This is a genomic window from Flavobacteriales bacterium (assembly GCA_016700415.1).
GTDB lineage: Bacteria > Bacteroidota > Bacteroidia > Flavobacteriales_F > PHOS-HE28 > PHOS-HE28.
On the sequence record CP065018.1, the window covers coordinates 2,059,258 to 2,083,917 of the forward strand.

Below are 24,660 nucleotides of genomic sequence, written 5' to 3' on the forward strand. Positions count from 1 at the left end.
TGCTTCCAATGGCGACCTTCGCACCCCCGTGAAAGAATCCACCCCATCCATCGAGGAGCAATTGCGCGCGCAGATCGACCCTGCACGCGTGCCCGCGCACGTGGCCGTGATCATGGACGGCAATGGCCGTTGGGCCGAAAAACAAGGCGAGCAACGGATCAGCGGCCACCTGAACGGGGTGCGGCCGATCCGTGAGACCCTGACAGCCGCGACGGAGATCGGCATAAAATTCCTGACGCTGTACGCCTTCAGCACCGAGAACTGGAGCCGACCGAAAGCCGAGGTGGACGCTTTGATGGAACTGCTGGTGAACACCCTGACCAGCGAGGTGGAGGAGCTGCATGCGAACGGCGTGCGCCTGCATACCATCGGCGACACGGACAGCCTGCCGCCCGGATGCCGGTCCGCCCTGCAAAAGGCCATGGACCACACGGCGAAGAACGAGCGGATCACGCTCACCCTCGCGCTGAGCTACAGCGCCCGCTGGGACATTCTGCGCATGGTGCGCAGCATCGCCACGGACATCCGCGAAGGCCGGATCGATACCCATGCGGTGAACGAAGAGCTGATCGACGAACGACTGAGCACACGCGGCCTGCCCGACCCGGAACTCTTGATCCGCACCAGCGGTGAGCAGCGCATCAGCAATTTTTTGCTCTGGGAGATCGCTTACGCCGAGCTCTGGTTCACCCCCGTCCTCTGGCCCGATTTCCGCAAGGAGCACCTCTTCCAGGCCGTGCTCGACTTCCAGCACCGCGAACGGCGCTTCGGCCTCACCCGTGAACAACTTCCCGCCTCTTGATGCGCCTTTCCTTTCCGATGTTCCGCGCCAACAGGCACATCCTCACACTGATCTGTGCACTGGGCTTTGCCCTTTCCGGCACGGCCCAGCAGCTCGACGTCCCAAAGATGGACTACGGCTACCCGAAGGAATACACCATCGGGGGCCTCACCGTGAGCGGCTGCGTGACCCGAGACCCCAATGCGGTAAAACTCTTCAGCGGCCTGAAGGTGGGCGACAAGATCACCATTCCCGGCGAGCAGATCGGCAAGGCGATCCGGGCCATCTGGGACCAGCGGCTCTTCACCGACGTGCGGATCGAGGAGGCAGAGATCCGCGGCGCCACCATTTTCCTGAACATCATCGTGACGGAGAACCCGCAGTTGGCGAGCTACGGCTTTGCCGGCACGGTGACGCGCAGCGAAGGCGACAAGCTCCGCGAGGTGATCAGCATGCAGCGCGGGCAGCAGGTGAACGAGGCGGTGAAGGCCAATGCGGCCCAGGCCGTGCGCCACTACTTCCGTGAGAAGGGCTTCCTGAAGGCCGAATGCCGCATCGTGCAGACCAGCGACACCTCCTTGGAGAACAGCGTCCGGTTGCAGGTGCTGGCGGAGAAAGGCCCGCGGGTGCGGATCAAGAACATCAATTTCAACCAGGTCCGTTCGCAAGAACTCCAAAAGAATAAGTGGTACCAGCTCTTCGAACCGAAGGAGCAGCTCTCCGAACGCCGCTTGCGGCGCGCCATGAAAGGCACCAAGCGCAAACGCTGGTACAACATCTTCGGATCCAGCAAATTCAAAAGCACGGATTACCGCGATGACAAGGCCAAGTTGATCGACCTGTACAACGAGAAAGGCTTCCGCAACGCCACCATCACGCATGATACCATCCGGTACGTCTCCGCCAGGAAGATCGCCATCGACATCACCGTGGACGAGGGGAACCGGTTCTATTTCCGGAACATCGATTTCACGGGCAACACCAAATACAGTTCGGACACGCTGGTCAAGCTGCTCGGCATCAAGCGCGGCGACGTCTACAACAAGAAGAAATTGGACAGCCGCCTCTACATGAACCCCAGCGGCGTGGACATCAGCTCGTTGTACATGGACCGCGGCTATCTCAGTTTCAACCCGGACCCGATCGAGCGCGTGGAGGGCGACAGTATCGACCTCGAAGTGCGCATCCGCGAAGGCAAGCAATACCGTGTGCGCGACGTGATGGTCCACGGGAACACGAAGACCTTCGACCATGTGATCCGGCGGGAGATCCGGACGCGACCGGGGGACCTCTTCGACCGCAGCGAGGTGATCCGTTCGCAGCAGCAGCTCATCAGCTTGGGCTTCTTCGACCCCGCGCAGGTGGGTGTCACTCCCACGCCGGACCCGCGCACCGGCTTGGTGGACCTGGACTATACCGTGGCGGAAAAGCCCAGTGACCGGCTGGAGCTCAGCGGTGGCTACGGCGGTGGTCGGGTGCTCGTATCGCTCGGGCTCTCCTTCACCAACTTCAGCGTGCGCAAGATGTTCGACAAGAAGGCTTGGACGCCGCTGCCCGCCGGCGATGGCCAGACGCTGAGCCTCCGCGCGCAGACCAACGGCAGCTACTACCAGAGCTACAGTCTTTCCTTCGTGGAGCCTTGGTTGGGCGGCCGCAAGCCCAATTCCCTGAGCTTCGGCGGCTATTACACCCGGCAGACCAATGGCGTTTCCAGCGAAGACCCGTTGTTCCAGCAGTTGGGCATCATTGGCGGCAGCATCGGGTTGGGCAAGCGTCTGAAATGGCCGGACGACTATTTCTTCATGAACCTCACCGCCAGCTATCAGCAGTACAAGCTGCAGAACTGGAACTCGTTGTTCGCCTTCAGCAACGGCACCAGCAACGTCTATGCACTGCAGCTCCGCTTCGCCCGGCGCTCCATCGCGGAGCCGTTCTGGATCACGCAGGGATCCGAGACGGGCATCACCGTGAAGGCGACCCCGCCCTTCTCGGCCTTCAGCCCCGGAAAGGATTACACCTTGTTGCCCGCAGCCGAACGGTACAATCTGGCCGAATTCCACAAGTGGAAATTCACCAGCCAGTGGTTCACAAAGCTCACGCGCAGCAAGACCAAGCACGACCTGGTGCTGATGGGCCGCATCGGATATGGCTTTATCGGCCGCTATACCGAACGCAAGGGGGATTCGCCCTTTGAGCGGTTCTACCTCGGCGGCAGCGGCCTTACCGGCTTCCAGTTAGATGGTCGCGAGATCATCGCGCTGCGCGGTTACGACGACAACTCCCTGTCATCGACCTACGGCAGCTTCTTCGTGAACAAATACACGGCCGAACTGCGCTTCCCGGTCTCCCTGAACCCCTCGGCCACGATCTTCGCTTTGGGCTTTGTGGAAGGCGCCAACGCCTGGGACTCGATCGACCGATACAACCCCTTCAAACTCTACCGCAGCGCGGGCATCGGCCTTCGTCTCTTCCTGCCCATGTTCGGGCCCATGGGGCTTGATTACGGGTGGCGTTTCGACGACGTGCCCGGCCAGCCCAACATGGCCAAGAGCCAGTTCCACTTCACTATTGGCATAGATCTTGGCGAGCTCTGACCGCGATCGCCTATTTTCGACGGCTTTCCCATGACACGACACCTCCTCCGTACCGCCCTCATGGCGCTCCTCCTCACCGGGGTCGCCGCCCATGCCCAGCGCATCGCCTTCGTGGACACGAAGTACATCCTGGAGCAGATGCCCGAATATGCCGCCGCACAACAGGAGCTGGACCTGAACAGCAAGAAATGGCAGGACGAGATCGATGACCGCTGGGGCCAGATCAAACGCTTGCGCGAGGCCTTCAACGCCGAAGCGATCCTGCTGACGGAGGAGATGAAAAAGTCGCGGCAGGAAGAGATCAGCAAGAAAGAGCAGGAGGCGCGCGACGTACAGCAGAAGCGCTTCGGCGTGGGCGGCGACCTGTTCAAAAAGCGGCAGGAATTGATCCAGCCGATCCAGGACCGCATCTTCGACGCGGTGAAAGAAGTGGCCGGTACCAGCTACGTGGCCATCTTCGATATCGGCGGCGTGGGAAACAACGTGCTTTACGCCAGCGAGAAATACGACAAGAGCGACAGCGTGCTGCGGAAGCTGGGCATCCGGCCCGGAAAGGACGGTAAGAACTCCGGCAACTTGCGCGGCAATGACGATGACGACGATAACGGCGGGAACGCCACCCCCGAAGATGACGGTGGAAAAATGAGCACGCCGAGCAAGGGTGGCAAGACGACCACGCCGGACAAGGGCGGCTCCGACCGTGTACAACCCAACATGAAACCCAAGCAGTGAACCCCAAGACCAAGATGAGGAAATTGATCATGACCCTATGCGTGATGCTCGCGGCCTCCACCGCCATGCAAGCGCAGGCAACCGCCAAGCTCGGCCATATCGACCGCCAAGCCCTGATGCTGATGCTCCCTGAGCGCAAGGCCGCCGAAACCAAAATGCAGGACTTCGCCAAGACCTTGGACGAGCGCCTGAAGGCCATGGGCCAAGAGTATCAGGACAAGGTGACCGACGCACAGTCCAAGGCGGAGAACATGACCAAGACCGAGCAACAGGTTGCCATGCGCGAGATCCAAGAGCTGGAGCAACGCATCAGCGACGCGCAGGACAAGGCTAAAGAGGACCTCTCCAAGCAGGAGAACGAATTGCTCGCACCGATGATCGACCGGACGAACAAGGCCATCAAGGACGTAGCGGCTGAAGGGCATTTCACGTACATCTTCGACACCAGCACCGGCATGGTGCTCTATAGCGATGGGGGCACCGACATCCTGCCCTTGGTGAAGACCAAGCTGGGCATCCAATAAGCGGTCGGCGCATGGGCACCGTCCCGCGCATCGGCATCTTCGACTCCGGCATCGGCGGCCTCAACGTCGCTGCGGCCATTCGGCAGGCGCTCCCCCGGGAGCGCCTGCTCTATTTCGGGGACAACGCCCACGTGCCATACGGTGAACGTACCTCCGAGGAGATCCTCGCCTTCAGCACCGCCATCACAGGGGCGCTGCTTGACCAAGGCTGCAGCTGCGTTGTTATCGCCTGCAATACGGCTTCCAGCGCCGCACTCGGTCCCTTGCGCGAGCTATTCCCCGAGGTGCCCTTCATTGGCATGGAACCAGCGGTGAAACCGGCCGTGGAGCATACGCGCACCGGCGTAGTGGGCGTTTTAGCCACGCGGGCAACCGTGGAAGGTCGTGCCATGGCGGACGTGGTGGAACGCTTCTCGCATGGCGTGGAAGTGATCCGACAGGCCTGCCCGGGTCTGGCGCAGCGCATCGACGCCGGTGACTTTGACGGGCCGGAGACCGAACGGCTCTTGCGCGATTGGATCGCACCGATGCTGGAACGCAACATCGATGCATTGGTACTGGGCTGCACGCATTATCCGCTGGTGCGGCCCTTGATCGAAAAGATCGCGGGGCCGGATGTCCGTGTCATCGAGCCTTCGGAAGCGATCGCGCGGCGTGTGGAAAAGGTGCTGGAGCAACACCAGTTCTCCGCGCCCTTGGATGCCACCGGGATATTGGAGTGTTATACCAGCGGCGATCCGGAGTCCTTCCGCTCGGTGCTTGAACGGCTCGGGATGGAAGATGCGCCGGTGAAGCAAGGTGTTTGGGAGGAGGATGGGACGTTGCGGTTGCCGTAACACCCCGCCTCAAGGCGGACCCCCGATCCTGTAAATCCTGTGATCCTGTCCAAAAAAAAAAGTCCCACCAGACCTCAGGGTCCGCTTCTCGATGCCACTGAGGGAACTACAGAACTCTATCCGTGCCTATCCGTGTTCATACGTGGTTCAGCACCCTGACCACCCTCTTCTTTGTACCAACTGGCATAGATCCCGTAGTTCTTCGCGATCCGCTCGATCTCGCCTTCGGAAAGGTCCTTGCTCACCGCAGCGATGCGCTTCGCCGGGACCCCGGCCATCAAGCTGCCGGGTTCCACCACGGTGCCTTGTGTCACCACGGCGCCAGCGGCGATCACACTACCGGTACCGATCACCGCTTGGTCCATCACGATCGCACCCATGCCGATGAGCACCTTGTCCCCTACCGTGCAGCCGTGGACGATCGCGTTGTGCCCGATGCTCACGTCATTGCCGATCTGCAGCCCGCACTTTTGGTAGGTGCAATGCAGCACCGCGCCATCTTGGATGTTCACCCGGTCGCCGATGCGGATCGAGTTCACATCCCCGCGCACAACCGCACAATACCACACGCTGCAGCCGTCGCCCATCACCACGTCGCCGATCACCACGGCGGTTTCTGCGAGAAAGGGATCACGCCCGAACGTGGGCGTGATCCCATTTAATATGCGCACTAAAGCCATCGGCTTAGTGTTGTGGTTCCGTCGGTTCCGCAGGGGCCTCCGGTACAGGGGGGGCTGCGGGAGCCTCCGGTTCAACGGCGGTAGGTGTGATCTGCTCGGCTGGTGCAGCAACTTCCTTTTTCTCCCCCGGCAGGCCGCATCCTTCTTTCTGGCAACAATCAGGTAATGCTTTGCGGGCCTCCGGATCGGGCATCACGCTATCAGCCATATAGCCCAGCTTCGAGATCGCTTGTCGCAGCTTGTCCGGGTCCGTCTTATTCGCTTTGTAGTCCACATGGATCGTGTTCGTTTCCAGGTCCACCTTCACGGCCTGCACGCCTTTCACGTAGAGCATTTCCGTCTGGATGGTGGTCTGGCACATGTCGCACACGGCATTGGAATGGATATCCACCGAGGCGAACTTGGAATTATCGGCATCCTGTGCATAGGTGCGTCCGGCCACGAGCAGCAGTAGGAAGGCACCTGTTTTCAGTAGGTTTTTCATGTTCAAGGTGTGGGTGTTTTTGCTTTTTCCTTCAAGGTGAAACGCAGGCCGAAGTAGGCCATCTGCGTATTGGTGGGGCCCCAGATCATGGAGGCGTCAAAGTACGGGCCGAACGGATCACCGGGATCGAGGATCTGCCGGTTCTGCAACGTGCCTGTGAGATTCTCTCCGCCGAGGTAGAGTTCCCAAGCACCCATCACCCGTGTGACCTGTGCGTTGAGCGTGGCATAGGCCGGTGAGCGGTCGCCGAGGCGGTATTCCTCCGGGTTGCTCGCGGTGCTCGGCAGCCGGGCCGTACCAAATCCGTTCAACGTGATGTCGAAGCGCCATTTTTCGTTCTTCGCGATGTAGCCGAGATCAAGCAACCCGCGGTGCGAAGGAACCAGCGGACGTTCACGGAGCACGCCGTCGTACGTGGTCTCAGCGTCGTAATAGCGGTAGCTCGCCTTCATCTCCCACTGCTTGCTCAATTGCACATGTACGTCCACGAGCGCGCTGTTGGCATAGCTCGGCCCGTTCAGCATGTAAAAGGCCAAGATCTGCGGATCGCGGTCCATGTCGGCCACCACCTGGTCCGTGAAATCCGAGCGATAGGCATCCAGCCCAAGGCTCCATTTCTTGCCGAACCACTTGAACTTGTGCAACAGGGAAATGCCGGTGTTCCACGAGCGCTCAAAGCCGAGCGGGCCGTCGAAAACCACATGGCGCGAGCTGGCCAAGGCGGCGGCATTCTCCATGATCGGGTTCGCGCTGCGGAATCCGCTGCCCACGGAGAAGCGGATGGTGGTGAGCGGCGCGATGTCGTACTTCAAGTGCAGCCGCGGGCTGATCGCTTCACCGTATTCGCTGCTATGGTCGGCGCGCAGGCCGGCCACCAGGATAAAGCGGTTCCGTGTGCGGGTGTACTCCGCGAAGACGCCAGGCATACGCTCCGTGCGACCCAGGTCCAGCCGTTCGTCCAATGGTTGGTGAAAGAGCTCTTCGTAATCATCGAACTGGAAGCTGGCCCCGGCCTTGATCTGGTCTTTGCCTTTCAGCAGTTGCTGGTACACCACGTTCGCATAGCCGCTGCGTTGCGCGCCTTGGTAGTTGCGGTCACCGAAGACCGAAGAAATGGTGTTGTTGCGGAACGCGGTGAGGATGCCGATGCTTTTGCCTGGATCGTTCAGGATCCAGCCGTTCTTCACGATCACGTCCGCCATTTCGTTGTCGATATCGACGCCGTAGCGCCGCCCGTCCGAGCTTTCGCCCAAGCGCGCATCGTTCATCTGTCCACCGTTGCGCAGGTCGGTCACATAGCGCAGGATCACCTGCGTGGTGCGCTTCTCCGTGCGCTGCATCCAGCGGTCCATGATGTTGAAGCGCTTGGTGAGCGGCTGGTCCCGGAAGCCGTCGCCGTTGTCGTCCAGCTCGCGCTGCATCAGGTTCCCCTGCACCATCAGTAGGTTATCACCTCCCTTGCCTAAGTGCTGCGCGGCGTTCACGTTCAGCTCCGTACGGCTCTGGCTGTTCACATACAGATTTGTGAAGAGCGTAGGCGAGGAGGCCGGGTCCAGCAGGCAGAGGTCGATCTGGCCCGTCATCGCATTGGGGCCGTTCACCGCCGTGCCGATGCCCTTGCTCACGTTGATGGCCTGGATCCACGGACCGGGGATCAGCGTGAGCCCCGAATTGGAGGAAAGCCCGCGTACGAAGGGGATGTTCTCCATGCTGATCTGCGCGTACTTGCCGTCGAGGCCGAGCATGCGGATGGTCTTGGTGCCGCTGATGGCATCGCTGTAGTTGATGTCCACCGTGGCATTGGTCTCGAAGCTCTCGCTGATGTCGCAGCAGGCCGCACGTTTCAGCTCACGTGCACCGATGGATTCGATGGCCTGCAGCGATTGAAGGCTCACGCGGGTGCTGGCTTGGCGTTCGCTCACCTCGGCGGCGGCGAGTTGCACGGAGCCCTCCACGGTGATGGTCAATGGTGTGCTTGGCGGCGCATCCAGGAGAAGCGAATCCGGCGTAGTGGAAAAGGAGGAGGTGACGAGCGTCGCGGGCCATGCGGCCGGTATCGGAAGCGAAAAATGGCCGTCGGGGCCGCTCATCACGGCAGCACCACCGGCCCAGCCCACGCGGGCATCGGGCAAGGGCGCGACACTCTTGTCGGCTGCGCGTGTGCGCACCACGCCCGTCACGCTATCCTGCGCAAAGAGCGCGCTGCCCGCTACGGACAGTGCGAAAAGGATGATCACTTGTTCGGGTCTCATTCAGAAAAAGTCTTTAGGGTGATAAACAAAACAGACCGCAGCAGTTGCTGCAGTCTTCACCGAAAAGACCGATCTAAATGAGGAAAACGCCCGTAGTGGCCAAGCGCTGGGAGTGCGCCAAGGGGGGCGGGCGCGAAAAACGCGCATCACTGCGGACAACAGGCGCCGCTATTTCAGCAGGAATGATCACCGCAGGCAGGATCATGGCGAAAAGCACCGGCACCGAAGCACTGGCAGCCGGAACGAAGTCCGTGCGCTGTGGCCGCGCCTGCAACACTTCGCAGCAAGTAGCCTGCACCGTGGTAACAGGATGCGCATGATCCACTGGGGAACATTCCTCCGCTTGGCCGAAGCTTACAATGCTGGGGCCGCCCATCGTGCAGGTCATGCGCGCCAACGCGGGCGCCGCCGTGCCCAGCAAGAGCACAAGCATAGCCAAGACCGAGAGGCCTTTCGAGCGAAGTGAGCGCAAGGAATGCATGGATGGCAAAGATACGTGCTGCTGGATGTAAGGTTCTGGCAGAACGGTGCAAAAGCTTGGTAAGCCACGGCTCTGGTCGGCAAGCGGTCGTCCTACATCCCGCTGGGTGGGATCATCTGCGGCATCTGCGGTTTTTCTTTCAGAACATCCCCTGTGCTCCTCTGTGCCTCCGTGCCCTCGCCTGGGCGTAGCCGCTTCGGCGTAGCACGGTCTGTGGTTTCCCTTCCCCCTCTCGCACGATCTCTACCTTTGCAGCCCCATGGAATCCATCGAAAAACGTATCCCCGTCTCGGTCTATGCCGAGGCCACCCCGAACCCGGCCACCATGCGCTTCGTCACCAACCGCGCGCTCGTACCGGAAGGACGCCTGATGGAATTCACCTCGCCCGAAGAGGCCGAAGCCGTATCGCCGCTCGCCGCGAAAGTGTTCAACTTGCCCTTCGTCACCGGCGTGTTCATCAGCGGGAATTTCCTCTCGGTCACCAAGAACGACAGCATCGGCTGGGACATGGTGCAGATCGAGCTGCGCGAATACATCCAGGAATACCTCAACTCCGACGGCCGCATAGTGCTCTCCGATGCTCCCGCACAGAGCCTCGCCGACGCGAACGAACGCGCCGTATCACACGCCAAACCCACAAGCAAGGAAGATGAGATGATCATCTCCGTGCTGGAGGAATATGTGCGTCCATCGGTGGAAGGCGACGGCGGTCACATCGCTTTCAAATCCTTCAAGGATGGCGTCCTCGCTGTTTCCCTACGCGGTAGCTGCAGCGGCTGCCCCAGCAGCATGGTGACGCTGAAAGGCGGCATCGAGAATCTGATGAAGCAGATGGTGCCGGGGGTGAAGGAAGTGGTGGCGGAGGAGCTTTAGGGGACGAGTCCGACAATAGGGAGTCTTGAGTCCGGGAGTCGTGGATCCCTTTATGCATTCCCCCCACTTCGTGCATCTTCTTGTGGAACAACAACCGCAACGACGATGACAAACACGAAATGGATGATCGCATTGCTGGCCTTGGGTTTTGGAGCGCAGGCATCAGCACAGGGCTTTGGAGAGATACACGGAAAGGTGCTCGACCCCGATGGCAACCCGGTGGAATTCGGCATCGTCCGGGCCGAGCAGGGCGGCTCGGTCACCGGCACGGAGACGGATGCCGAGGGCCGCTTCATCCTGAAGCCGTTGGCAGCAGGGGAATATGACGTGAAGGTGCAAGCCATCGGCCTTCAACCGGCGGAGATCACCGGCGTGCGCGTGGACCCCGGATTGATCGTACGGCTCAAAGACGTGCATTTGGCTTCCATGCTGGGGACCATCGTGGTGGAACGCTACAAATGGGAGGAACCCCTGATCCGCCCGGACGACCCGAGCCGCATGGTGATGACCACCGCGCAGATCAAGACCAATGCTGTCCGGAAGGACCCGGTGAAGATGATCGCGAGCATGACGCCCGGCGTCACCAAGTCGGCGAACAGCGACGAGCTGTACTTCCGCGGATCACGCGCCGGGGCGATGGCCTACTACGTGGACGGCGTGAAAGTGACCGGCACGAACCCCGGCGTGCCTTCGGAGGCGATCAACAGCGTGAGCGTGTACACCGGCGGTCTGCCCGCGAAATACGGCGATGTGACAGGAGGCGTGGTGGCGATCGACACGAAGAGCTACTTTGATCTGTGGCAGCAGAGGAATTCTGGGAGGTGAGAGGATCGTCAAGTTTTAAACCACAGAGGCACAGAGACACAGAGGACAAAGGGAAGTTTGAGTCTTGAGTCTCCGCACCAGTCACTGATCACCATTCACCAATCACCAGTGACCGATCACCAGCCGCTAAGGCATGTTCCTCCGCAACAAAACCGCTCCGAACCTCACCGATGAGGAACTGGTCGCCCGGCTTCGCGCTGGCGATCGTTCTTCGTTGGGCGTGCTTTGGGACCGGTATGCGCACTTGCTGTTCGGCGTGGCGATGAAGTACCTGAAGGACGTGGAGGCCGGGAAGGACGCGGTGATGGGACTTTTCGCGGAGCTGCCCGCGCTGATCGGCAAGCACGAGGTGAAGAGATTCCGGCCATGGTTGCATGCCGTGATGCGGAACCGATGCTTGATGGTATTGCGGAAAGCAGACCCGCTGGTGCGCATGGATCCCGCGCTGATCGAGCAGGAAGACCAAGGTGGTGAAGCCGCGTTGCACGAGGCTTCACTACAGGAACTCGAAGCCGCTATCGCGCAATTGCCCGAAGGACAGGAAGCGTGCATCCGCTTGTTCTATTTGGAAAGGAACAGCTATCAGCAAGTGGCCGAGCGCACCGGCTACCCGCTTGAACAGGTGCGCAGCCATCTTCAGAACGGCAGGAGGAACCTGCGCATTTCATTGGAACGCCATGGCCCACAGCACTGACCCTTTCACGCCAAGCACGCCGCTTTCGCGCGAGCTACTGGAACGCTATGCCCAAGGCAGGCTCACAGATGGGGAGCGCCACGCCGTCGAGCTTCATCTGGAAAGCGATCCGCTGCTCCGCGAGGCGGTGGAGGGCCTTCAACAGCCTGGGGCTGTTGCGGCCTTGGGCCACTTGAACGCGCAGCGGCCCGCTCAAGGGCTGAATTGGAAATGGGGGATCGTCCCTGTGGTTTTACTGATCGGAGCCGTGGTCACGTTTTTTACGTTGCAAAAGCATGAATCGACCACACCGATACGGAAGTCTTCTGTAGCTGTGCAGGATCCGAACTTTGCGCAAACGATGCCCGCTGCGGTGGAAAGCACCTTGCTGGTGGTCCATGCGGAGATCGATGCGCTGCCCACGAAAGCAGTACCCGAAGCCACAGGACACCAAGCTGCTTCTTCTGTGCCGGAGCGGTTCCATGGCCCATCTTCCGGGGGAACACGGCCGGAACGGGAAACCATCGAACGGATCGATGCCCAGCCGGTCACCGTGGCACGGGATCCTGGAGTTGCTGCCCCGCGTGAGGCCCAAGCACCGCGGCCTTCCCGCCACTTGGTCTTTCTGCATGACCTGAAGGTGGTCCATCCGGAAGAGTTGTACGGGACTGCCGGGCCTCGGCTACGCTCACCGGGTGTGCCTGCGAACGTTGACCCTTCCCGGCCGGAGGTGGTCCCGTCGGCAAGACCTACACAACCCTACTTGGATTTTCTGGACGTGGCCTTGGGTGCTTTGGCAAAAGGCAACGACCGCACCGCCTTGGACGACCTCTACTTCCTCCTCGGCCAATACCCGGACGATGTGAACGCGCAGTTCTATGCGGGGCTGGCCTGCTATCGGCTCGGACTGTATCCGCGTGGCATCCGCCTGCTGCATGCTGCTGCAAGCAACTCCGTGGACAGCTTTCGCGAGGAATCCCTGTGGTACGAGGCGCTCGCCACGGTGAGACAGGACGGTAAGGCTGCACGGCCAGCGCTGGAGCGGATCGTAAGTGGCGGCGGGTTTTATGCGGCACAAGCGAAAGCGCTGTTGGAAGCGCGGTGAAAGTTGTGTTAGGGCGGCACCTCGCTTGTGGGAAGTTGCTTGAGCCCGCCAGAGGCGGAAAAAGCTGGGCACACTCGCGAAAAACGCGAGCGTGGGCTTCGGTGGTTGAGCGCGGGTTTGTCGGGCACTCGAAACCGTACCAAAGACAAAGCCCCCGGAATCTCCGAGGGCTTTGATAGTTGCTTGTTGGAACGGCTTACTTGCCGCCGCTCAGCTCGTCCTGCCACGCCTTCAGCTCGTCCCACTTGCCGACTGCGGCGAGTTCAGCTTGCTTGGGCCAAGTACCAGGGTTGTGCGAAGCGAAGTGGGGGCCGGCGGCCTCCAGGATCTCCTTCAGCTTGTCCACGGAAGTAGCTGCCAGCTCGGCGAAGCTGTTGATCCCTGCTTCGTTGAAAAGCTCGGCGATCTTCGGCCCGATGCCTTCGACCTTCTTCAGGTCATCGGCCTTGGGAGCTTTGGCGGCTTTGGGGGCCTCGGTCTTCTTGGCGGTCTTCACGATGGCCTTTCCGCCACCGTTCAGGTCGACGCCGACGGGGATGATGCTCACGTAGCTCTTGTTGTCGCGCTTGCGGCGGAACTCCACTGTGCCGTCCACAAGGGCGTAGAGGGTGTGGTCCACGCCGATACCGACATTCTTGCCCACATGGTGGTGGGTGCCGCGCTGGCGGACGATGATGTTACCTGCGATAGCGGCGCTGCCACCGTAGATCTTCACGCCCAGACGCTTCGAGTGCGACTCGCGGCCGTTCTGGGTACTACCTGCTCCTTTCTTGTGTGCCATGGCTGAGGGGGTCTTTCAGGATGAAACCTGGTGACACTTATTTCTTATCGTCTTTTTTCGGAGCGGCTTTCTTGGCTGCCGCTTTCTTGGCCGGTGCTTTCTTCGCTGCCGCCTTCTTGGCCGGGGCCTTCTTGGCAGGAGCCTTCTTCACCGGAGCGGCCTCGGCCGTCTCACGGGTCTTCTTCACTGCCGGAGCGTAGGGGATCACGGCAGGTGCGGTGCTCTTGCTGGCATCGAACTTCTCACCCTTGGCGAGGATGGCCTCCACCCACAGCTCGGTGAGGTATTGGCGGTGGCCGTTGACCTTCTGGTAGCCCTTGCGGCGCTTCTTTTTGCCCACTATCACCTTGTCGGCCTTGCTGTGTACCAGCACTTTGGCGGCGATGCGGACACCGTCCACCACCGGCGTGCCGATGCTGGTCTTGGTACCATCGCTCACCATGAGCACATTACCAAGTTCAACATGCTTGCCTTCCTCGAGCTCGAGGCGGTGAACTTTCAGCTTTTGGGGGGCCTGCACCTTGAATTGCTGGCCGGCGATCTCTACGATGGCGTACATGGTTCCTGAAAAATGGGGTGCGAAAGTAGTGCTTCTTTATGATCCCGCAAACAGTGCGGTCAGTTGTCAGTTGTCAGTTGTTCGTTGTCAGGGGGTTCCGTGCGTTGTGGGGAGGTTAGTTTGGCGCTCCTTTCCGTACCCATGGCGGGTTTTGGTGATTAGTGGCTGGTAATTGGTGATTGAAAGGCTGCTCACGGCTGCCGACTGTCTCTGCCGACTGCCACTTCAGCGTCGGCAGCCTGACAACTGACAACGAACAACGGATAACTACTTCAACCCGAACGCCTTCCTCACTGCCGGCACGGCATCCAGTTCCTCCCAAGGGAAGAGCTTCACCTTCACAGTGGCCTTCCTGCCCGCGTTATCGAATTTCTTGGTCACGGTGCGCGGCGTGCGGCCCATGTGCCCGTAGGCTGCGGTCTCGCTGTAGATGGGCGTGCGCAGGTTGAAGCGCTTTTCGATGAAGTACGGGCGCATGTCCAATTCCTTCATCCCCGCCAAGGTCTTGGCTATGGCGCCATCGGTCTTCTTCACTTTCGCGGTGCCGTAGGTGTTCACGTAGAAGCCGACAGGCTTGGCTACGCCGATGGCATAGGCCACCTGCACGAGCACTTCGTCGCAAACCCCCGCTGCGATCAGGTTCTTGGCCACGTGCCTAGCGGCATACGCGGCGCTGCGGTCCACCTTGCTGGGGTCCTTACCACTGAAAGCACCGCCACCATGCGCGCCCTTGCCACCGTAGGTGTCCACGATGATCTTGCGACCGGTGAGGCCGGTATCACCGTGCGGTCCGCCGATCACGAACTTGCCGGTGGGGTTGATATGGTATTGGATCTTGTCGTTGAAAAGCGCCTGCACACGCTTGGAAAGCTTCTTCTTCACCCGGGGGATCAGGATCTCCAGTACATCCTTCTTGATCTTCGCCAACATCTTCGGCTCGGTGTCGAAGTCGTCATGCTGGGTGCTGATCACGATGGCGTCGATGCGCAGCGGCGTATGGTCGTCGCCGTATTCAATGGTCACCTGGCTCTTGGCATCGGGCCGCAGGTAGGGCATCTTGGAGTTCTTCTCGCGGCGGATCGCGGCGAGCTCCTGCAACAGGCGGTGGCTCAGGTCCAAAGCCAGGGGCATATAGGAGTCCGTGTCGCGGCAGGCATAGCCGAACATCATGCCTTGGTCGCCGGCCCCTTGCTCTTCCGGCTTTTTGCGCACCACGCCTTGGTTAATGTCCGGGCTTTGCTCGTGGATGGCGCTGAACACGCCGCAGCTGTCCGCCTCGAACATGTATTCACTGCGCGTGTAGCCGATGCGGCGGATCACTTCCCGCGCGATCTGCTGCACATCCAAATACGCGGTGCTCTTCACCTCGCCGGCCAGCACCACCTGTCCTGTGGTCACCAATGTTTCGCAGGCCACCTTGCTCTCGGGATCGAAGGCCAAAAAGTGGTCGATGAGCGCATCGCTGATCTGATCGGCGATCTTGTCGGGATGGCCTTCGCTGACGCTTTCTGAAGTGAAGAGGTATGGCATGGTCGAAGTTTCGTTGGTGCTCCCCAGAAGGGAAAAAACAGGCCGCAAAGAAACGGTTTTGCTCCATACGGTCGTTCGCACCTTTCTCTAGCAGTGTGTTTTGAGCCCGGACCTCAGGAGCTACAGGAGCTATCCCCCTCTCAAATGGCGCGGGCGCGGTGGGATCCGAACGGGCCAAGCCAAAGCACGACCCGCCCAAGCCAGTGGATCAACGTCCTGTCAATTCCTTGAACACCGCCTCCAGATCGCGCTCGGAGCGTTGCAGCGTGAGCACCTTCAGGCCCTTGTCCACGGCGAACTGGAACACGGCGGGGCGGATGTCGTGCTCCTCCCGGAAGGTGATGGTCCATGTGCTCCCGCTGCCCCGTTCAACACCCTCCACGCCCGGTAATGCAAGCAGTTCCTCAGCGGTGGCGCGACCGTCGAACTCCACGAGGATGGCCTGCCGCTGATCGCCCATGCCGCGCAGGTGCTTGGCATTGTCGTCCGCCACGATGCGGCCCTTGTCGATGATGATGACCCGGCTGCAGATGGCCTCCACCTCCTGCATGATGTGCGTGCTCAGCATCACCGTGCGCGCCTCACCGATGTGCTTGATCAAGCCGCGGATCTCTTCCAACTGGTTCGGATCCAGACCGCTGGTGGGTTCATCCAGGATGAGCACCTTGGGGTCGTGGATCATGGCCTGCGCCAAGCCCACGCGCTGGCGGTAGCCCTTGCTCAGCGCTCCGATCTTCTTGTGCGCTTCCCGCTCCAGCCCCACCGTGCCCACCATCTCCTTCACACGGGCGGCGATGTTCTTCATCTTGTGCAGTCCCGCGACGAATTCCAGGTATTCCCGCACATAGAGGTCCGTGTACAGCGGATTGTGCTCCGGCAGGTAGCCCACGTTGCGGCGCACGTCCATGCTGGCCTCACGGATGTCGAAGCCGCACACGCTGGCATCACCGCTGGTAGGCGGCAGGAAGCACGTGAGGATCTTCATCATCGTGCTCTTTCCCGCGCCGTTAGGCCCGAGGAAGCCGACGACCTCGCTCCCACCGATCTCGAAGGAAACGTCGTCCAGCGCTTTCTGGGTGCCGAACTGCTTGGTGATGTGGCGGACGGAGATGGACATGCTTGTTCCGCCGTAGCGGTGGATGAGATTCTTTGTGCAGCAAAGGCGAAGGGACAAAGGTCGGGAGAACTGTGGTTGATCAGAAGATCAGACAATCAGATGATCAGATAATCAGAAAACGAAATGCCGTTGCCGCGACGGGCCGATGAGGGATGGAACGCAGATGACGCTGAAAGAAATGATAAACGCGGATCTGAAGAGTTCCGCTCTGGGGTCTCACGCAGATGACCCGGAGCATGGGGTTCGGCTTTGATGGAACGCTGATGCTTGCCTGCGACAGCCAGCAACACTGAAAGAAAAATAAACGCAGATCTGAGCGTCCATATCCGCACGGACCCGATCAAGGCAATTGCTCCGCGCGCTGTGTGGTCGGTAATACGCCGCCGATGTTCACCAGGATCGGGTCGCGGTCATTCCGGGCACCGGTGTATTTCACCACGCCGTCCAGGTTCACGTCCTCCTGCACGTAACCGGTATAAGTATTGTTCGGTGCACTTCCGCTCAACCGGACCAGGATGGGGTCGCGGTCGTTCGCCTGGCCCGTGTATTTCAGTTCAGCATCGATATGCGTGTTCCCGGCCCAAAGCAGTTGGACGGACCCAAGTGTTTTTTCCGCTGCGGAGCCAACGGAATACAGGCTGGTGGCCGATGTGCGCAGGTCGATGCTTGTCGGGAACGTGCCAAGGGAAATGGCCTGCTGGGTCATTACGCCCAGATGATTGCGGTGGCGCACCGCCACATCATAACTGCCTGCGGGCATGGAAAAGGTCACTGCGGAAACGCCATCGATATCCACCACGTCGCCATCCCGCTGAAGCAGCGCGGCGCGGGTGGACAAGATCAAGGAGGGCGCTTGGGAGTCGCGCAATTCCAGCAGTACCCAATCCACGATGGCGTTGCCTCCGGTGGTGTTGAGCACGGAGGGAAGGATGGTCTCGCCGCCGCCTCCACCGGCCTGTGTGAAGCCCAATGCGGTGTAGGGTTCCGCCAAGGGGATCAAGCCCTTCCTGCGGAGACTGTCCTGCATCATTCCCGTGTTCGCATCGTACGGCCCCTCCAGGAACAGATGCACATTCACGGAACAACCCGGCTGCGGCACGATGAAGTCGGAGGTCACCGCAAAATGGTCGCTGGCGGTCGACGCATCGTTGCTGTTCAGTCCCAAGGCGCTCAGCGTGGCCGGTGGCATCACCTCGGTGCGCAAAATGAAGGACTTCGCCAGCGTGGCGGCAGCGTCGGTGTACAGCATGTGGTCCAGCAAGCCGCTTGGATAGGAACTGGTGTTGCTGCGCCAGGTGTAGCCCATGCGTGCATCCGTCTGCAAGGCATGCGTGCTCGCATCATTCGTCCCGTCCCAGTCCATGGCGCCATCGGGCCCGTAGGTGGCGTTGTTCTGAATGTCGCCCGTGAGCAAGGTGATGAGCTGTTGCGCATAACCAACGGAATTCAGGTCGCCGGCGTATACCATGGGCGTACCGTACGGCAGGGTGATGTTGCCACCGGGACTCTTCGCGTCCTGCACGAATTGCACATACTCATCGGCCTCGTTCTGGCGGTTGGCATCGGCCGTACAGCAGTGCAGGTGGGCGGCGGTGAAGAGCAGGTCGGTACTGTATGTTGATGGCGGGTCGATCAAAGCGGCATACTGGCGCGTAAGGCCCGGCCAGGTCTGCAGGATCGGCCAGCGCGAGGCGATCACCATGTCATAATCGTCCTTCGTGGTGTACCAGCCGCTTCCACCAATGGGCAACCAGCTGTCCAGCCGCGTTTTGACCTGCGCCGCCGTGCTGCTAACGCATTCGCTGAAGCCGATGATGTCCGGCGACATGGCCGAGAGCATGCGCTGGTACTGGCCTTGCAAGGCCGCATCGGTGATGCCGTCGGCCAGCACGTTCCACGCAGTGATGCGGACATAGGAGGCCACCGCCTTGGGCATTGCGATGGGCACCAGCGGGGCCACCGGCGTGGCATCGAAGGTGTAGCTGAAGGTGCTGCCTGCATCAGGCATGTAGTCGCCGCCATCGGTCTCGCGGAAGAGCAGCTTGATGGTGTTCGAGGTGAAGAGGGGATGCACGCCGTCCGGAATGGAATTGCGTGCGATGGCGATCTCGAAGGTGTCGCTGGTGACGGTGGGCAGGGGCACCAGGTCGATGGTGCTCCATGAGACGTTGGTGCTGCTGCCGAAGTAGGTGGTGACCACGCGGGTATCGAATTTGATCTGGAGCTCGGCTCCATAACCCGCCTGCACCGCGGTGCCCGTGGCCGCATTGTTGTCCCCGTCGATGTAAAGGCGTATGGTCTGCGCGGGGACGTTGTCGGTGAGGTCGATCGCGCTGCCAACGACCAGCTTGATGAAGAGATAGTCCGCATCATTGGTCACCTGCATGCTCAGCAGGTCCACGCCGGAGCTGGGCGAGTTGTCGTCAGTGAACGTGGCCAGGCCGGGCCCCCAATCATCGAATCGGCCGTCCATGGTGATGGCGGCGCTTTGGGCGAAAAGGGCCGGTGAAAGGGTTACCGCGCCAAGGCAGGCGGCGTACAGAATGTGCTTCATGGCTGAAAGGGCCAACGAAATTAGGGACGGGCACCGTCGCCGGTCAAAGGTCGAACAATTTGATCCGGTGGTTGCAGGGCCGGTCTGATGGAGGGCAGATGACCCTGGCCATGGCTCGGGAGTTAGTCCCTTCAGCACCTCCGGCCCTCAGCCGTTCTCCCGCGCCATGGGCTAGACTCCACATAATGGCAACGCGGGAGAAGATCGCAGCGCTGGAGGGCACCAGTACAGGCGATCGCAGTCGGTAAGGAAGGCGGAATTATTTCAAACCCGGTACCTCAAGTTGCTTGCAGATCTTTTCGCAAAGCAAGTCGGCCAGTTCACGGTGACGTCCAACTGCGGATCGTCTTTGGTTCTTCGGGTTGAGGTAGATGGCATGGTTACCTCCTTCCCGCAACAGGATGCATCCGTGCTTCTCCAAGTGCCGGATCAACTTCAACCGCTTCATGGACGCCGACCGTTGCGCTTCAGGCCACCTTCAGCCTCTCCCGGATAACGGTTCTGCCTACATGTTCATCCTCCACCTGCTGCTTGTTCGCTATGAACAATTGGTGCATGGCATCACGCAAATTGTCCATCAATTCCTCCAAGGTGCGCCCTTGTGAAAGCACCTCGGGGAGTTCCTCCAGCTGGCCTACATACCAACCGTCTTCGGATCGTTCGACTATTGCTGAGAGTTCCATGGTTCTTTTCTGTTCTTCAAAGATAGCGGATCCGTTCTCCAACCTCCACCCCCCATCTTTGCCCAATGCCCACCGGCCTCCTCATGCGTTCCACCGGCAGCCGCTACATCGTACGCGGTGAAGATGGCGTGCTGCATACCTGCATCGCCAAGGGGAAGCTGCGCATCAAAGGCTATAGCACCACCAACCCGTTGGCCGTGGGCGATCTGGTGGAATTCAACCCGGCGGCGGAAAAGGTGGGCAACGAGATGGTGGGCGCCGTGACGGAGCTGCACCATCGCCGCAACTACTTGGTGCGGAAGTCCGTGAACCTCTCGCACCACAAGCATGTGATCGCGAGCAATATGGACCAGTGCCTGGTGCTGGTGACCTTGGCCCGGCCGCGCACGTCCTTCGGCTTCATCGACCGTGTGCTGGTGACGGCGGAGGCCTACCGCATCCCGCCGATCATCATCTTCAACAAGGTGGATGACTACGATGACGACGAGCTGGGCCTGCTCGCGGAATACGAGGATGTGTACCAAGGCGCAGGCTATCGCACGTTGATCACCTCCGCGCTGAAAAACGTGGGGATGGACGAGGTGAAGGAACTACTGAAGGGAAAAGTTTCGCTGTTGGTGGGGCACAGTGGCGTGGGCAAGAGCACCTTGGTGAACGCCATCGACCCGGCACTGGACCTGCACACATTGGAGATCAGTGCTTCCACGGACAAGGGACAGCATACCACCACGGCAGCGGAGATGTTCGAATTGCAGTTGTCACCAGCCGTCTTGAGTCGTGAGCCCGTGAGTCGTGAGTCCGGATCATCGCTACCCACATTCATCATCGACACGCCCGGCGTGAAAGGCTTCGGCCTGGTTGACATGACGCAGGAGGAGATCGTGGACCAGTTCCCTGAGTTTTTTGCGCTGAAGGGTGAATGCCGCTTCGGGGATTGCAAGCATATGAAAGAGCCGGGCTGCGCGGTGCTGGAAGCGGTGGAGAGCGGCGAGATCGCCGGGAGCCGTTACAACAGCTACATCGACATGGTGGAGGGCGTGGATGAGGCGACCTCCTACCGCTAGGGTCGATGGTCCGAGGAGATCATCCGCTGATCCTTATTACCGCAGATCACGCAGATGGCCGCAGAGAATGCCGGGGGTCCGTGAACTCGGAAACGGGGTGCCTTAGCCGAAATGCAGCCTACTTCGCGGGCACCTGTGACATCTACGGTCAGGCAAAGACACTCACTTCACCGCCTCCACCTTCACCACTTCCGGGGCCACGCGCTTGATGGCCTCTTCCACACCGGCCTTCATCGTCATGGCGCTCATGGAGCAGCTGCTGCAAGCCCCGTGCAGTCGCACGCGCACTACGCCCTTCTCACTGATGTCAACGAGGGTGATGTCGCCACCATCAGCTTCGAGGAAGGGCCGGAGTTCCGTGAGCGCATCCTTCACCCGCTGCGTCAAGCGTTCGCGTTCTTCGGTACCGATCAGGATGGCAATGCTCATGGCTTAACTATCATTTCGTCTGCCGGGTCGGCAACTTTCTTCTTCGGCGGCGCGACCTCCAGTTCGGCCAAGATACGCTGCATGGCATCCAGCATGGGCGCGAAGGCCTGTGCGGCCGGGGTATCGCCCTGAAGCACGGCGGGGCGGCCCACGTCGGCAGCCTCGCGGATGCTTTGCACCAATGGCACCTCGGCCATGAACGGCACGTTCAGCTCCTCTGAAAGCGCGCGTGCGCCCCCTTTGCCGAAGATGTACTGGCGCTCTTTTTCGGGGATGTCGGCGAGCGGCCGGCCGGCTGCGGTTTCCGCAGGGATGAACCAGGACATGTTCTCCACGATGCCGAGCACGGGCACGTTCACGCTGGGCATGTTGAAGAGGCCCACGCCCTTGCGCGCGTCCACCAAGGCCACGGGCTGGGGGGTGCTCACGATAATGGCCCCGCTGAGCGGCACGGCCTGCACGAGCGACAGGTGAATGTCGCCGGTGCCGGGCGGCAGGTCCACGAGCATGATGTCGAGTTCACCCCAATCGGCATCCTTGAAGAGTTGGTCGAGCGCCTTGCTGGCCATGGGCCCGCGCCAAGCGATGGCCTGACCGGGATCGGCGAAGAAGCCGATGCTGAGCATCTGCACGCCGTAATTCTCAACCGGTATGATGAGGTTCTTTCCGTCCACCGCCTTCACGCGGGGCCGCTCCTTCTGCACGTCGAACATCATCGGCATGCTGGGGCCATAAATGTCCGCGTCAACGAGGCCGACCTTATATCCGCGTTGCGCAAGGCCGACCGCGAGGTTGGCGGTGATGGTGCTCTTGCCCACACCGCCTTTGCCGCTGGCCACGGCCACGATATGCTTCACGAAGGGCAGCACTTTGCGAAGGCCGCCACGTGCACCGCTGATGGGGCGAACGCTTACGTTCACCTTCACCCCGTCGCCGAAAGCCTGCTTCAGCTGGAAGATCACGGCCTCCTCCATGCGCTTGCGGCTGTGCATCGCGGGATTGCTCACCTCCACGATGATGCTGATGGTGTTCTCGTCGATGACGACCTCTTGCACGAGGTCCAGTTCCACGATGTCCTTCTTCAGGTCGGGTTCGATCACCCGGCTCAGTGCCGCTTGCAGGGCTTCTTCGGTAATATCCATTGCGGCGCGAAATTACCCCTGAAAAAGCAGGTGTAGGATGCCTATTGTCAGGTCCCGCCGCCGACATTGCGTATACCTGCGTCCCCGATGGCATCCCGCACGGGCCTCCGCTCCAGCAACCAGAGCATGGCGATGGAGGGATCCTCAAAGAAACGGACGGCGTATGGCGCGTCGGCCGGGGTGGCGGTCACGAACCGGTCCACGGCCTCTGCGTTGCCGGGGTCCTCACTTCCTACGATGGCGATGCGCTCAATGCCCGCCTGCATCACCTGCGGAGTGAACTCACGCATGGTCCACGCTTGGTCCTCTTCCGGTATCGCTCCCGCCTTGCGGCCATCGGTGAGCCAATAGCGCAATCCTTCGCGCTCCACCACGTCCATGACACGCTGCAACAAAGAGCGATAGACCTCACCGACGAATACGCCGCTCCATGTGGACCGTACGAACCGCTGCACCGGCTGCACTTCCAGCAACAGGTTATCGCATTTATGTTCGGTGTGGATCAACATGAGGTGCGGCCTTTCGGCACGATGAAGGTACACGGCAAAAAAGAACTGAAGGAACGGATGGGACAATTTCCCTATTTATGGGTACGCCTTGCAGGTCAGAACCGCAAGCCTTCCACCGGGTCCCAGAACTTCTTGGCAAAATCCTGTACTTGGTCCTTCTTCACCTTCACGCCTTCCTTCCCCAACAGTTCCTCCATCCGGTCTGGCGTGGCGAAGTGGTGCTTGCCGGTGAGCAGTCCGTTGCGGTTCACGACGCGGTGCGCGGGCACCTTGGGCTTCACGGTGTGGGCCCGGTTCATGCACCAGCCCACCATGCGGGAGCTGCGCGCGGCACCGAGGTAGCGCGCAATGGCCCCGTAGCTCGTCACCCGGCCGCGCGGGACCTGCCGCACCACGTCCATCACGTCGGCGAAGAAATCGCGCTCCTGTACCGCGTCGTTAAGTATGGTGTGTTTGATCATGAGGAAGTTCTAACCGCAGAGAGCGCAAAGGTCGCGGGGAATGCAAAAAGTTGACCGCAACGTTCGCAACGAGCGCAACGGATCTTCCGATGAGGCCGGGCGGAAACCAACTTCTGGGCGGACCAATGCCACCTGCTCACTTGAGAGGCTGCCGCATTTACGTTGCGCTCGTTGCGTCCGTTGCGTCCGTTGCGGTAGAAAAAACCTCCGCAGCTCAATCCCAACCAAATCGTACGTAGTGGATCGTCCTTCCCTCTTCCAGCCACATGTTTTCATAGAATGTGCGGATGTTCAGCACGGCCTGTTCCTCCGGTGAAACGCGCGGCACCAGCTCGGCATATACGTCGGCGCTGCTTTCCTCGGTGCGCAGCTTGTGCTCGGCGATCTGCTCCAAGGTGTATTCGTAAAGCAGTGGGCTGTCTGTCTTCAGGTGGATGATGCCGCCCGGTTTCAGGATCTCCTTGTAGCGTGCGAGAAAGAGCGGGCTGGTGAGGCGCTTGCGGGCTTTCCCGATCTGCGGGTCACTGAATGTGAGCCAGATCTCGTCCACCTCATGTTCACCGAAGCAGCGCAGGATGTGGTCCACGTGCGTGCGTAGAAAGCCGACATTGTCCAATCCTTTTTCCTTGGCGGTTTTCGCGCCGCGCCAAATACGTGCCCCTTTGATGTCCACACCGAGGTAATTCTTCTCCGGTCGCAACTGCGCGAGACCGACCGTGTATTCACCGCCACCACAGCCCAGCTCCAGCACCAACAGGGCATCGCGCTTGAAGAAATCACTGTTCCACTTGCCCTTCTGTGGCAGGTCGGCCGCCTGAAGCTCGGTGAACGAGGGCTGCACCACGTGATCGAAGGTGGCGTTCTCGGCGAAGCGGGAGAGCTTGTTCTTGCCCATGGAAAGGCTGCGAAGATCGTGGGATCGGTGAAAATGTCCGCGAAAGAACGAAGAGTTGCTGATCCACGGTTCCAATGACTGTCCACAGATTACCA

Annotated in this window: 26 protein-coding genes; 10 read left to right on the forward strand and 16 right to left on the reverse strand. The window is 60.5% G+C overall.

The window, feature by feature from the left end:
* Positions 1-61: 61 nt before the first annotated feature.
* Genes IPP95_08625 through murI form a run of 5 tightly spaced genes read left to right on the forward strand, consistent with a single transcriptional unit; the run spans position 62 to position 5,467 of the window.
* Positions 62-802, forward strand: coding sequence for an isoprenyl transferase (locus IPP95_08625; GenBank protein QQS74229.1), 741 nt, complete (start codon positions 62-64; stop codon positions 800-802).
* Positions 802-3,375, forward strand: coding sequence for an outer membrane protein assembly factor BamA (bamA, locus tag IPP95_08630; GenBank protein ID QQS71265.1), 2,574 nt, complete (start codon positions 802-804; stop codon positions 3,373-3,375). The genes IPP95_08625 and bamA overlap by 1 nt, the downstream gene beginning before the upstream one ends.
* A gap of 30 nt (positions 3,376-3,405) precedes the next feature.
* Positions 3,406-4,107 (forward strand): OmpH family outer membrane protein, encoded by a 702-nt coding sequence (locus IPP95_08635; protein QQS71266.1) that lies wholly within the window; start codon positions 3,406-3,408, stop codon positions 4,105-4,107.
* A 14-nt stretch (positions 4,108-4,121) separates the two neighbouring features.
* The gene (locus IPP95_08640) at positions 4,122-4,631 is read left to right on the forward strand and encodes an OmpH family outer membrane protein (protein ID QQS71267.1); all 510 of its coding nucleotides are present in this window, start codon (positions 4,122-4,124) and stop codon (positions 4,629-4,631) included.
* A gap of 11 nt (positions 4,632-4,642) precedes the next feature.
* A complete protein-coding gene (gene murI / locus IPP95_08645; GenBank protein ID QQS71268.1) occupies positions 4,643-5,467 on the forward strand; it encodes a glutamate racemase in 825 nt (274 codons plus the stop codon).
* 116 nt (positions 5,468-5,583) lie between these two features.
* Here the strand turns inward: murI and IPP95_08650 are convergent, their stop codons facing one another.
* The 4 genes from IPP95_08650 to IPP95_08665 form a co-directional block, all read right to left on the reverse strand.
* A complete protein-coding gene (locus IPP95_08650) occupies positions 5,584-6,147 on the reverse strand; it encodes a gamma carbonic anhydrase family protein (GenBank protein QQS71269.1) in 564 nt (187 codons plus the stop codon).
* Between the two features lie 4 nt (positions 6,148-6,151).
* The gene (locus tag IPP95_08655) at positions 6,152-6,631 is read right to left on the reverse strand and encodes a heavy-metal-associated domain-containing protein (protein ID QQS71270.1); all 480 of its coding nucleotides are present in this window, start codon (positions 6,629-6,631) and stop codon (positions 6,152-6,154) included.
* 2 nt (positions 6,632-6,633) lie between these two features.
* Positions 6,634-8,883 (reverse strand): TonB-dependent receptor, encoded by a 2,250-nt coding sequence (locus IPP95_08660; GenBank protein QQS71271.1) that lies wholly within the window; start codon positions 8,881-8,883, stop codon positions 6,634-6,636.
* A gap of 73 nt (positions 8,884-8,956) precedes the next feature.
* Positions 8,957-9,364: a hypothetical protein gene (locus tag IPP95_08665; protein ID QQS71272.1), complete on the reverse strand. Its 408-nt coding sequence runs from the start codon at positions 9,362-9,364 to the stop codon at positions 8,957-8,959.
* 259 nt (positions 9,365-9,623) lie between these two features.
* Here IPP95_08665 and IPP95_08670 point away from each other — a divergent pair, with 259 nt between their 5' ends.
* The 4 genes from IPP95_08670 to IPP95_08685 all read left to right on the forward strand — a co-directional run bounded on the left by IPP95_08670 (position 9,624) and on the right by IPP95_08685 (position 12,841).
* Complete coding sequence (locus IPP95_08670; protein QQS71273.1) at positions 9,624-10,238, forward strand: NifU family protein; 615 nt, start codon at positions 9,624-9,626, stop codon at positions 10,236-10,238.
* A 105-nt stretch (positions 10,239-10,343) separates the two neighbouring features.
* On the forward strand, positions 10,344-11,063 hold the full coding sequence (locus IPP95_08675) for a TonB-dependent receptor (GenBank protein QQS71274.1): 720 nt from the start codon (positions 10,344-10,346) through the stop codon (positions 11,061-11,063).
* Positions 11,064-11,196: 133 nt separating this feature from the next.
* Positions 11,197-11,757, forward strand: a complete 561-nt coding sequence (locus tag IPP95_08680) for a sigma-70 family RNA polymerase sigma factor (GenBank protein QQS71275.1) — start codon at positions 11,197-11,199, stop codon at positions 11,755-11,757.
* Positions 11,741-12,841, forward strand: coding sequence for a hypothetical protein (locus tag IPP95_08685; protein ID QQS71276.1), 1,101 nt, complete (start codon positions 11,741-11,743; stop codon positions 12,839-12,841). The genes IPP95_08680 and IPP95_08685 overlap by 17 nt, the downstream gene beginning before the upstream one ends.
* Positions 12,842-13,037: 196 nt before the next feature.
* On the opposite strand, the gene rpmA is transcribed toward IPP95_08685, so the two are convergent.
* The 7 genes from rpmA to IPP95_08720 all read right to left on the reverse strand — a co-directional run bounded on the left by rpmA (position 13,038) and on the right by IPP95_08720 (position 20,065).
* The gene (gene rpmA, locus IPP95_08690) at positions 13,038-13,622 is read right to left on the reverse strand and encodes a 50S ribosomal protein L27 (protein ID QQS71277.1); all 585 of its coding nucleotides are present in this window, start codon (positions 13,620-13,622) and stop codon (positions 13,038-13,040) included.
* Between the two features lie 37 nt (positions 13,623-13,659).
* A complete protein-coding gene (gene rplU / locus IPP95_08695; protein ID QQS71278.1) occupies positions 13,660-14,181 on the reverse strand; it encodes a 50S ribosomal protein L21 in 522 nt (173 codons plus the stop codon).
* 267 nt (positions 14,182-14,448) lie between these two features.
* Complete coding sequence (locus IPP95_08700; GenBank protein ID QQS71279.1) at positions 14,449-15,711, reverse strand: methionine adenosyltransferase; 1,263 nt, start codon at positions 15,709-15,711, stop codon at positions 14,449-14,451.
* Between the two features lie 208 nt (positions 15,712-15,919).
* On the reverse strand, positions 15,920-16,828 hold the full coding sequence (gldA, locus tag IPP95_08705) for a gliding motility-associated ABC transporter ATP-binding subunit GldA (GenBank protein QQS71280.1): 909 nt from the start codon (positions 16,826-16,828) through the stop codon (positions 15,920-15,922).
* 340 nt (positions 16,829-17,168) lie between these two features.
* Positions 17,169-19,382 carry a hypothetical protein gene (locus IPP95_08710; protein QQS71281.1) on the reverse strand — a complete coding sequence of 738 codons (2,214 nt, stop codon included), beginning with the start codon at positions 19,380-19,382 and terminating at the stop codon, positions 17,169-17,171.
* 259 nt (positions 19,383-19,641) lie between these two features.
* Positions 19,642-19,830, reverse strand: coding sequence for a type II toxin-antitoxin system HicA family toxin (locus IPP95_08715; GenBank protein ID QQS71282.1), 189 nt, complete (start codon positions 19,828-19,830; stop codon positions 19,642-19,644).
* 19 nt (positions 19,831-19,849) lie between these two features.
* A complete protein-coding gene (locus IPP95_08720) occupies positions 19,850-20,065 on the reverse strand; it encodes a type II toxin-antitoxin system HicB family antitoxin (GenBank protein ID QQS71283.1) in 216 nt (71 codons plus the stop codon).
* A 65-nt stretch (positions 20,066-20,130) separates the two neighbouring features.
* On the opposite strand from IPP95_08720, the gene rsgA reads away from it, so the two are divergent.
* Positions 20,131-21,129 carry a ribosome small subunit-dependent GTPase A gene (gene rsgA, locus IPP95_08725; GenBank protein ID QQS71284.1) on the forward strand — a complete coding sequence of 333 codons (999 nt, stop codon included), beginning with the start codon at positions 20,131-20,133 and terminating at the stop codon, positions 21,127-21,129.
* 162 nt (positions 21,130-21,291) lie between these two features.
* Here the strand turns inward: rsgA and IPP95_08730 are convergent, their stop codons facing one another.
* The 5 genes from IPP95_08730 to trmB form a co-directional block, all read right to left on the reverse strand.
* Positions 21,292-21,558, reverse strand: coding sequence for a NifU family protein (locus IPP95_08730; protein QQS71285.1), 267 nt, complete (start codon positions 21,556-21,558; stop codon positions 21,292-21,294).
* Complete coding sequence (locus IPP95_08735; GenBank protein ID QQS71286.1) at positions 21,555-22,700, reverse strand: Mrp/NBP35 family ATP-binding protein; 1,146 nt, start codon at positions 22,698-22,700, stop codon at positions 21,555-21,557. The genes IPP95_08730 and IPP95_08735 overlap by 4 nt, the downstream gene beginning before the upstream one ends.
* A gap of 47 nt (positions 22,701-22,747) precedes the next feature.
* Positions 22,748-23,209: an STAS/SEC14 domain-containing protein gene (locus IPP95_08740; protein ID QQS71287.1), complete on the reverse strand. Its 462-nt coding sequence runs from the start codon at positions 23,207-23,209 to the stop codon at positions 22,748-22,750.
* Positions 23,210-23,304: 95 nt separating this feature from the next.
* Entirely contained in the window at positions 23,305-23,670 is a 366-nt protein-coding gene (locus IPP95_08745) for an MGMT family protein (protein QQS71288.1), read from the reverse strand.
* Between the two features lie 214 nt (positions 23,671-23,884).
* Complete coding sequence (trmB, locus tag IPP95_08750; GenBank protein QQS71289.1) at positions 23,885-24,565, reverse strand: tRNA (guanosine(46)-N7)-methyltransferase TrmB; 681 nt, start codon at positions 24,563-24,565, stop codon at positions 23,885-23,887.
* Between the last annotated feature and the right edge of the window lie 95 nt (positions 24,566-24,660).

Bases quoted from the DNA above. Each gene is read 5' to 3' on its own strand.
- IPP95_08735 (QQS71286.1), bottom strand. From the start codon at position 22,700: ATGGATATTACCGAAGAAGCCCTGCAAGCGGCACTGAGCCGGGTGATC.
- IPP95_08650 (QQS71269.1), bottom strand. From the start codon at position 6,147: ATGGCTTTAGTGCGCATATTAAATGGGATCACGCCCACGTTCGGGCGT.
- bamA (QQS71265.1), top strand. From the start codon at position 802: ATGCGCCTTTCCTTTCCGATGTTCCGCGCCAACAGGCACATCCTCACA.
- IPP95_08685 (QQS71276.1), top strand. From the start codon at position 11,741: ATGGCCCACAGCACTGACCCTTTCACGCCAAGCACGCCGCTTTCGCGC.
- IPP95_08670 (QQS71273.1), top strand. From the start codon at position 9,624: ATGGAATCCATCGAAAAACGTATCCCCGTCTCGGTCTATGCCGAGGCC.
- gldA (QQS71280.1), bottom strand. From the start codon at position 16,828: ATGTCCATCTCCGTCCGCCACATCACCAAGCAGTTCGGCACCCAGAAA.
- IPP95_08665 (QQS71272.1), bottom strand. From the start codon at position 9,364: ATGCATTCCTTGCGCTCACTTCGCTCGAAAGGCCTCTCGGTCTTGGCT.
- IPP95_08680 (QQS71275.1), top strand. From the start codon at position 11,197: ATGTTCCTCCGCAACAAAACCGCTCCGAACCTCACCGATGAGGAACTG.
- IPP95_08655 (QQS71270.1), bottom strand. From the start codon at position 6,631: ATGAAAAACCTACTGAAAACAGGTGCCTTCCTACTGCTGCTCGTGGCC.
- IPP95_08715 (QQS71282.1), bottom strand. From the start codon at position 19,830: ATGAAGCGGTTGAAGTTGATCCGGCACTTGGAGAAGCACGGATGCATC.
- rplU (QQS71278.1), bottom strand. From the start codon at position 14,181: ATGTACGCCATCGTAGAGATCGCCGGCCAGCAATTCAAGGTGCAGGCC.
- IPP95_08675 (QQS71274.1), top strand. From the start codon at position 10,344: ATGACAAACACGAAATGGATGATCGCATTGCTGGCCTTGGGTTTTGGA.
- IPP95_08640 (QQS71267.1), top strand. From the start codon at position 4,122: ATGAGGAAATTGATCATGACCCTATGCGTGATGCTCGCGGCCTCCACC.
- trmB (QQS71289.1), bottom strand. From the start codon at position 24,565: ATGGGCAAGAACAAGCTCTCCCGCTTCGCCGAGAACGCCACCTTCGAT.
- rpmA (QQS71277.1), bottom strand. From the start codon at position 13,622: ATGGCACACAAGAAAGGAGCAGGTAGTACCCAGAACGGCCGCGAGTCG.
- murI (QQS71268.1), top strand. From the start codon at position 4,643: ATGGGCACCGTCCCGCGCATCGGCATCTTCGACTCCGGCATCGGCGGC.
- IPP95_08730 (QQS71285.1), bottom strand. From the start codon at position 21,558: ATGAGCATTGCCATCCTGATCGGTACCGAAGAACGCGAACGCTTGACG.
- IPP95_08710 (QQS71281.1), bottom strand. From the start codon at position 19,382: ATGAAGCACATTCTGTACGCCGCCTGCCTTGGCGCGGTAACCCTTTCA.
- IPP95_08635 (QQS71266.1), top strand. From the start codon at position 3,406: ATGACACGACACCTCCTCCGTACCGCCCTCATGGCGCTCCTCCTCACC.
- IPP95_08745 (QQS71288.1), bottom strand. From the start codon at position 23,670: ATGATCAAACACACCATACTTAACGACGCGGTACAGGAGCGCGATTTC.
- IPP95_08720 (QQS71283.1), bottom strand. From the start codon at position 20,065: ATGGAACTCTCAGCAATAGTCGAACGATCCGAAGACGGTTGGTATGTA.
- rsgA (QQS71284.1), top strand. From the start codon at position 20,131: ATGCCCACCGGCCTCCTCATGCGTTCCACCGGCAGCCGCTACATCGTA.
- IPP95_08700 (QQS71279.1), bottom strand. From the start codon at position 15,711: ATGCCATACCTCTTCACTTCAGAAAGCGTCAGCGAAGGCCATCCCGAC.
- IPP95_08740 (QQS71287.1), bottom strand. From the start codon at position 23,209: ATGTTGATCCACACCGAACATAAATGCGATAACCTGTTGCTGGAAGTG.
- IPP95_08660 (QQS71271.1), bottom strand. From the start codon at position 8,883: ATGAGACCCGAACAAGTGATCATCCTTTTCGCACTGTCCGTAGCGGGC.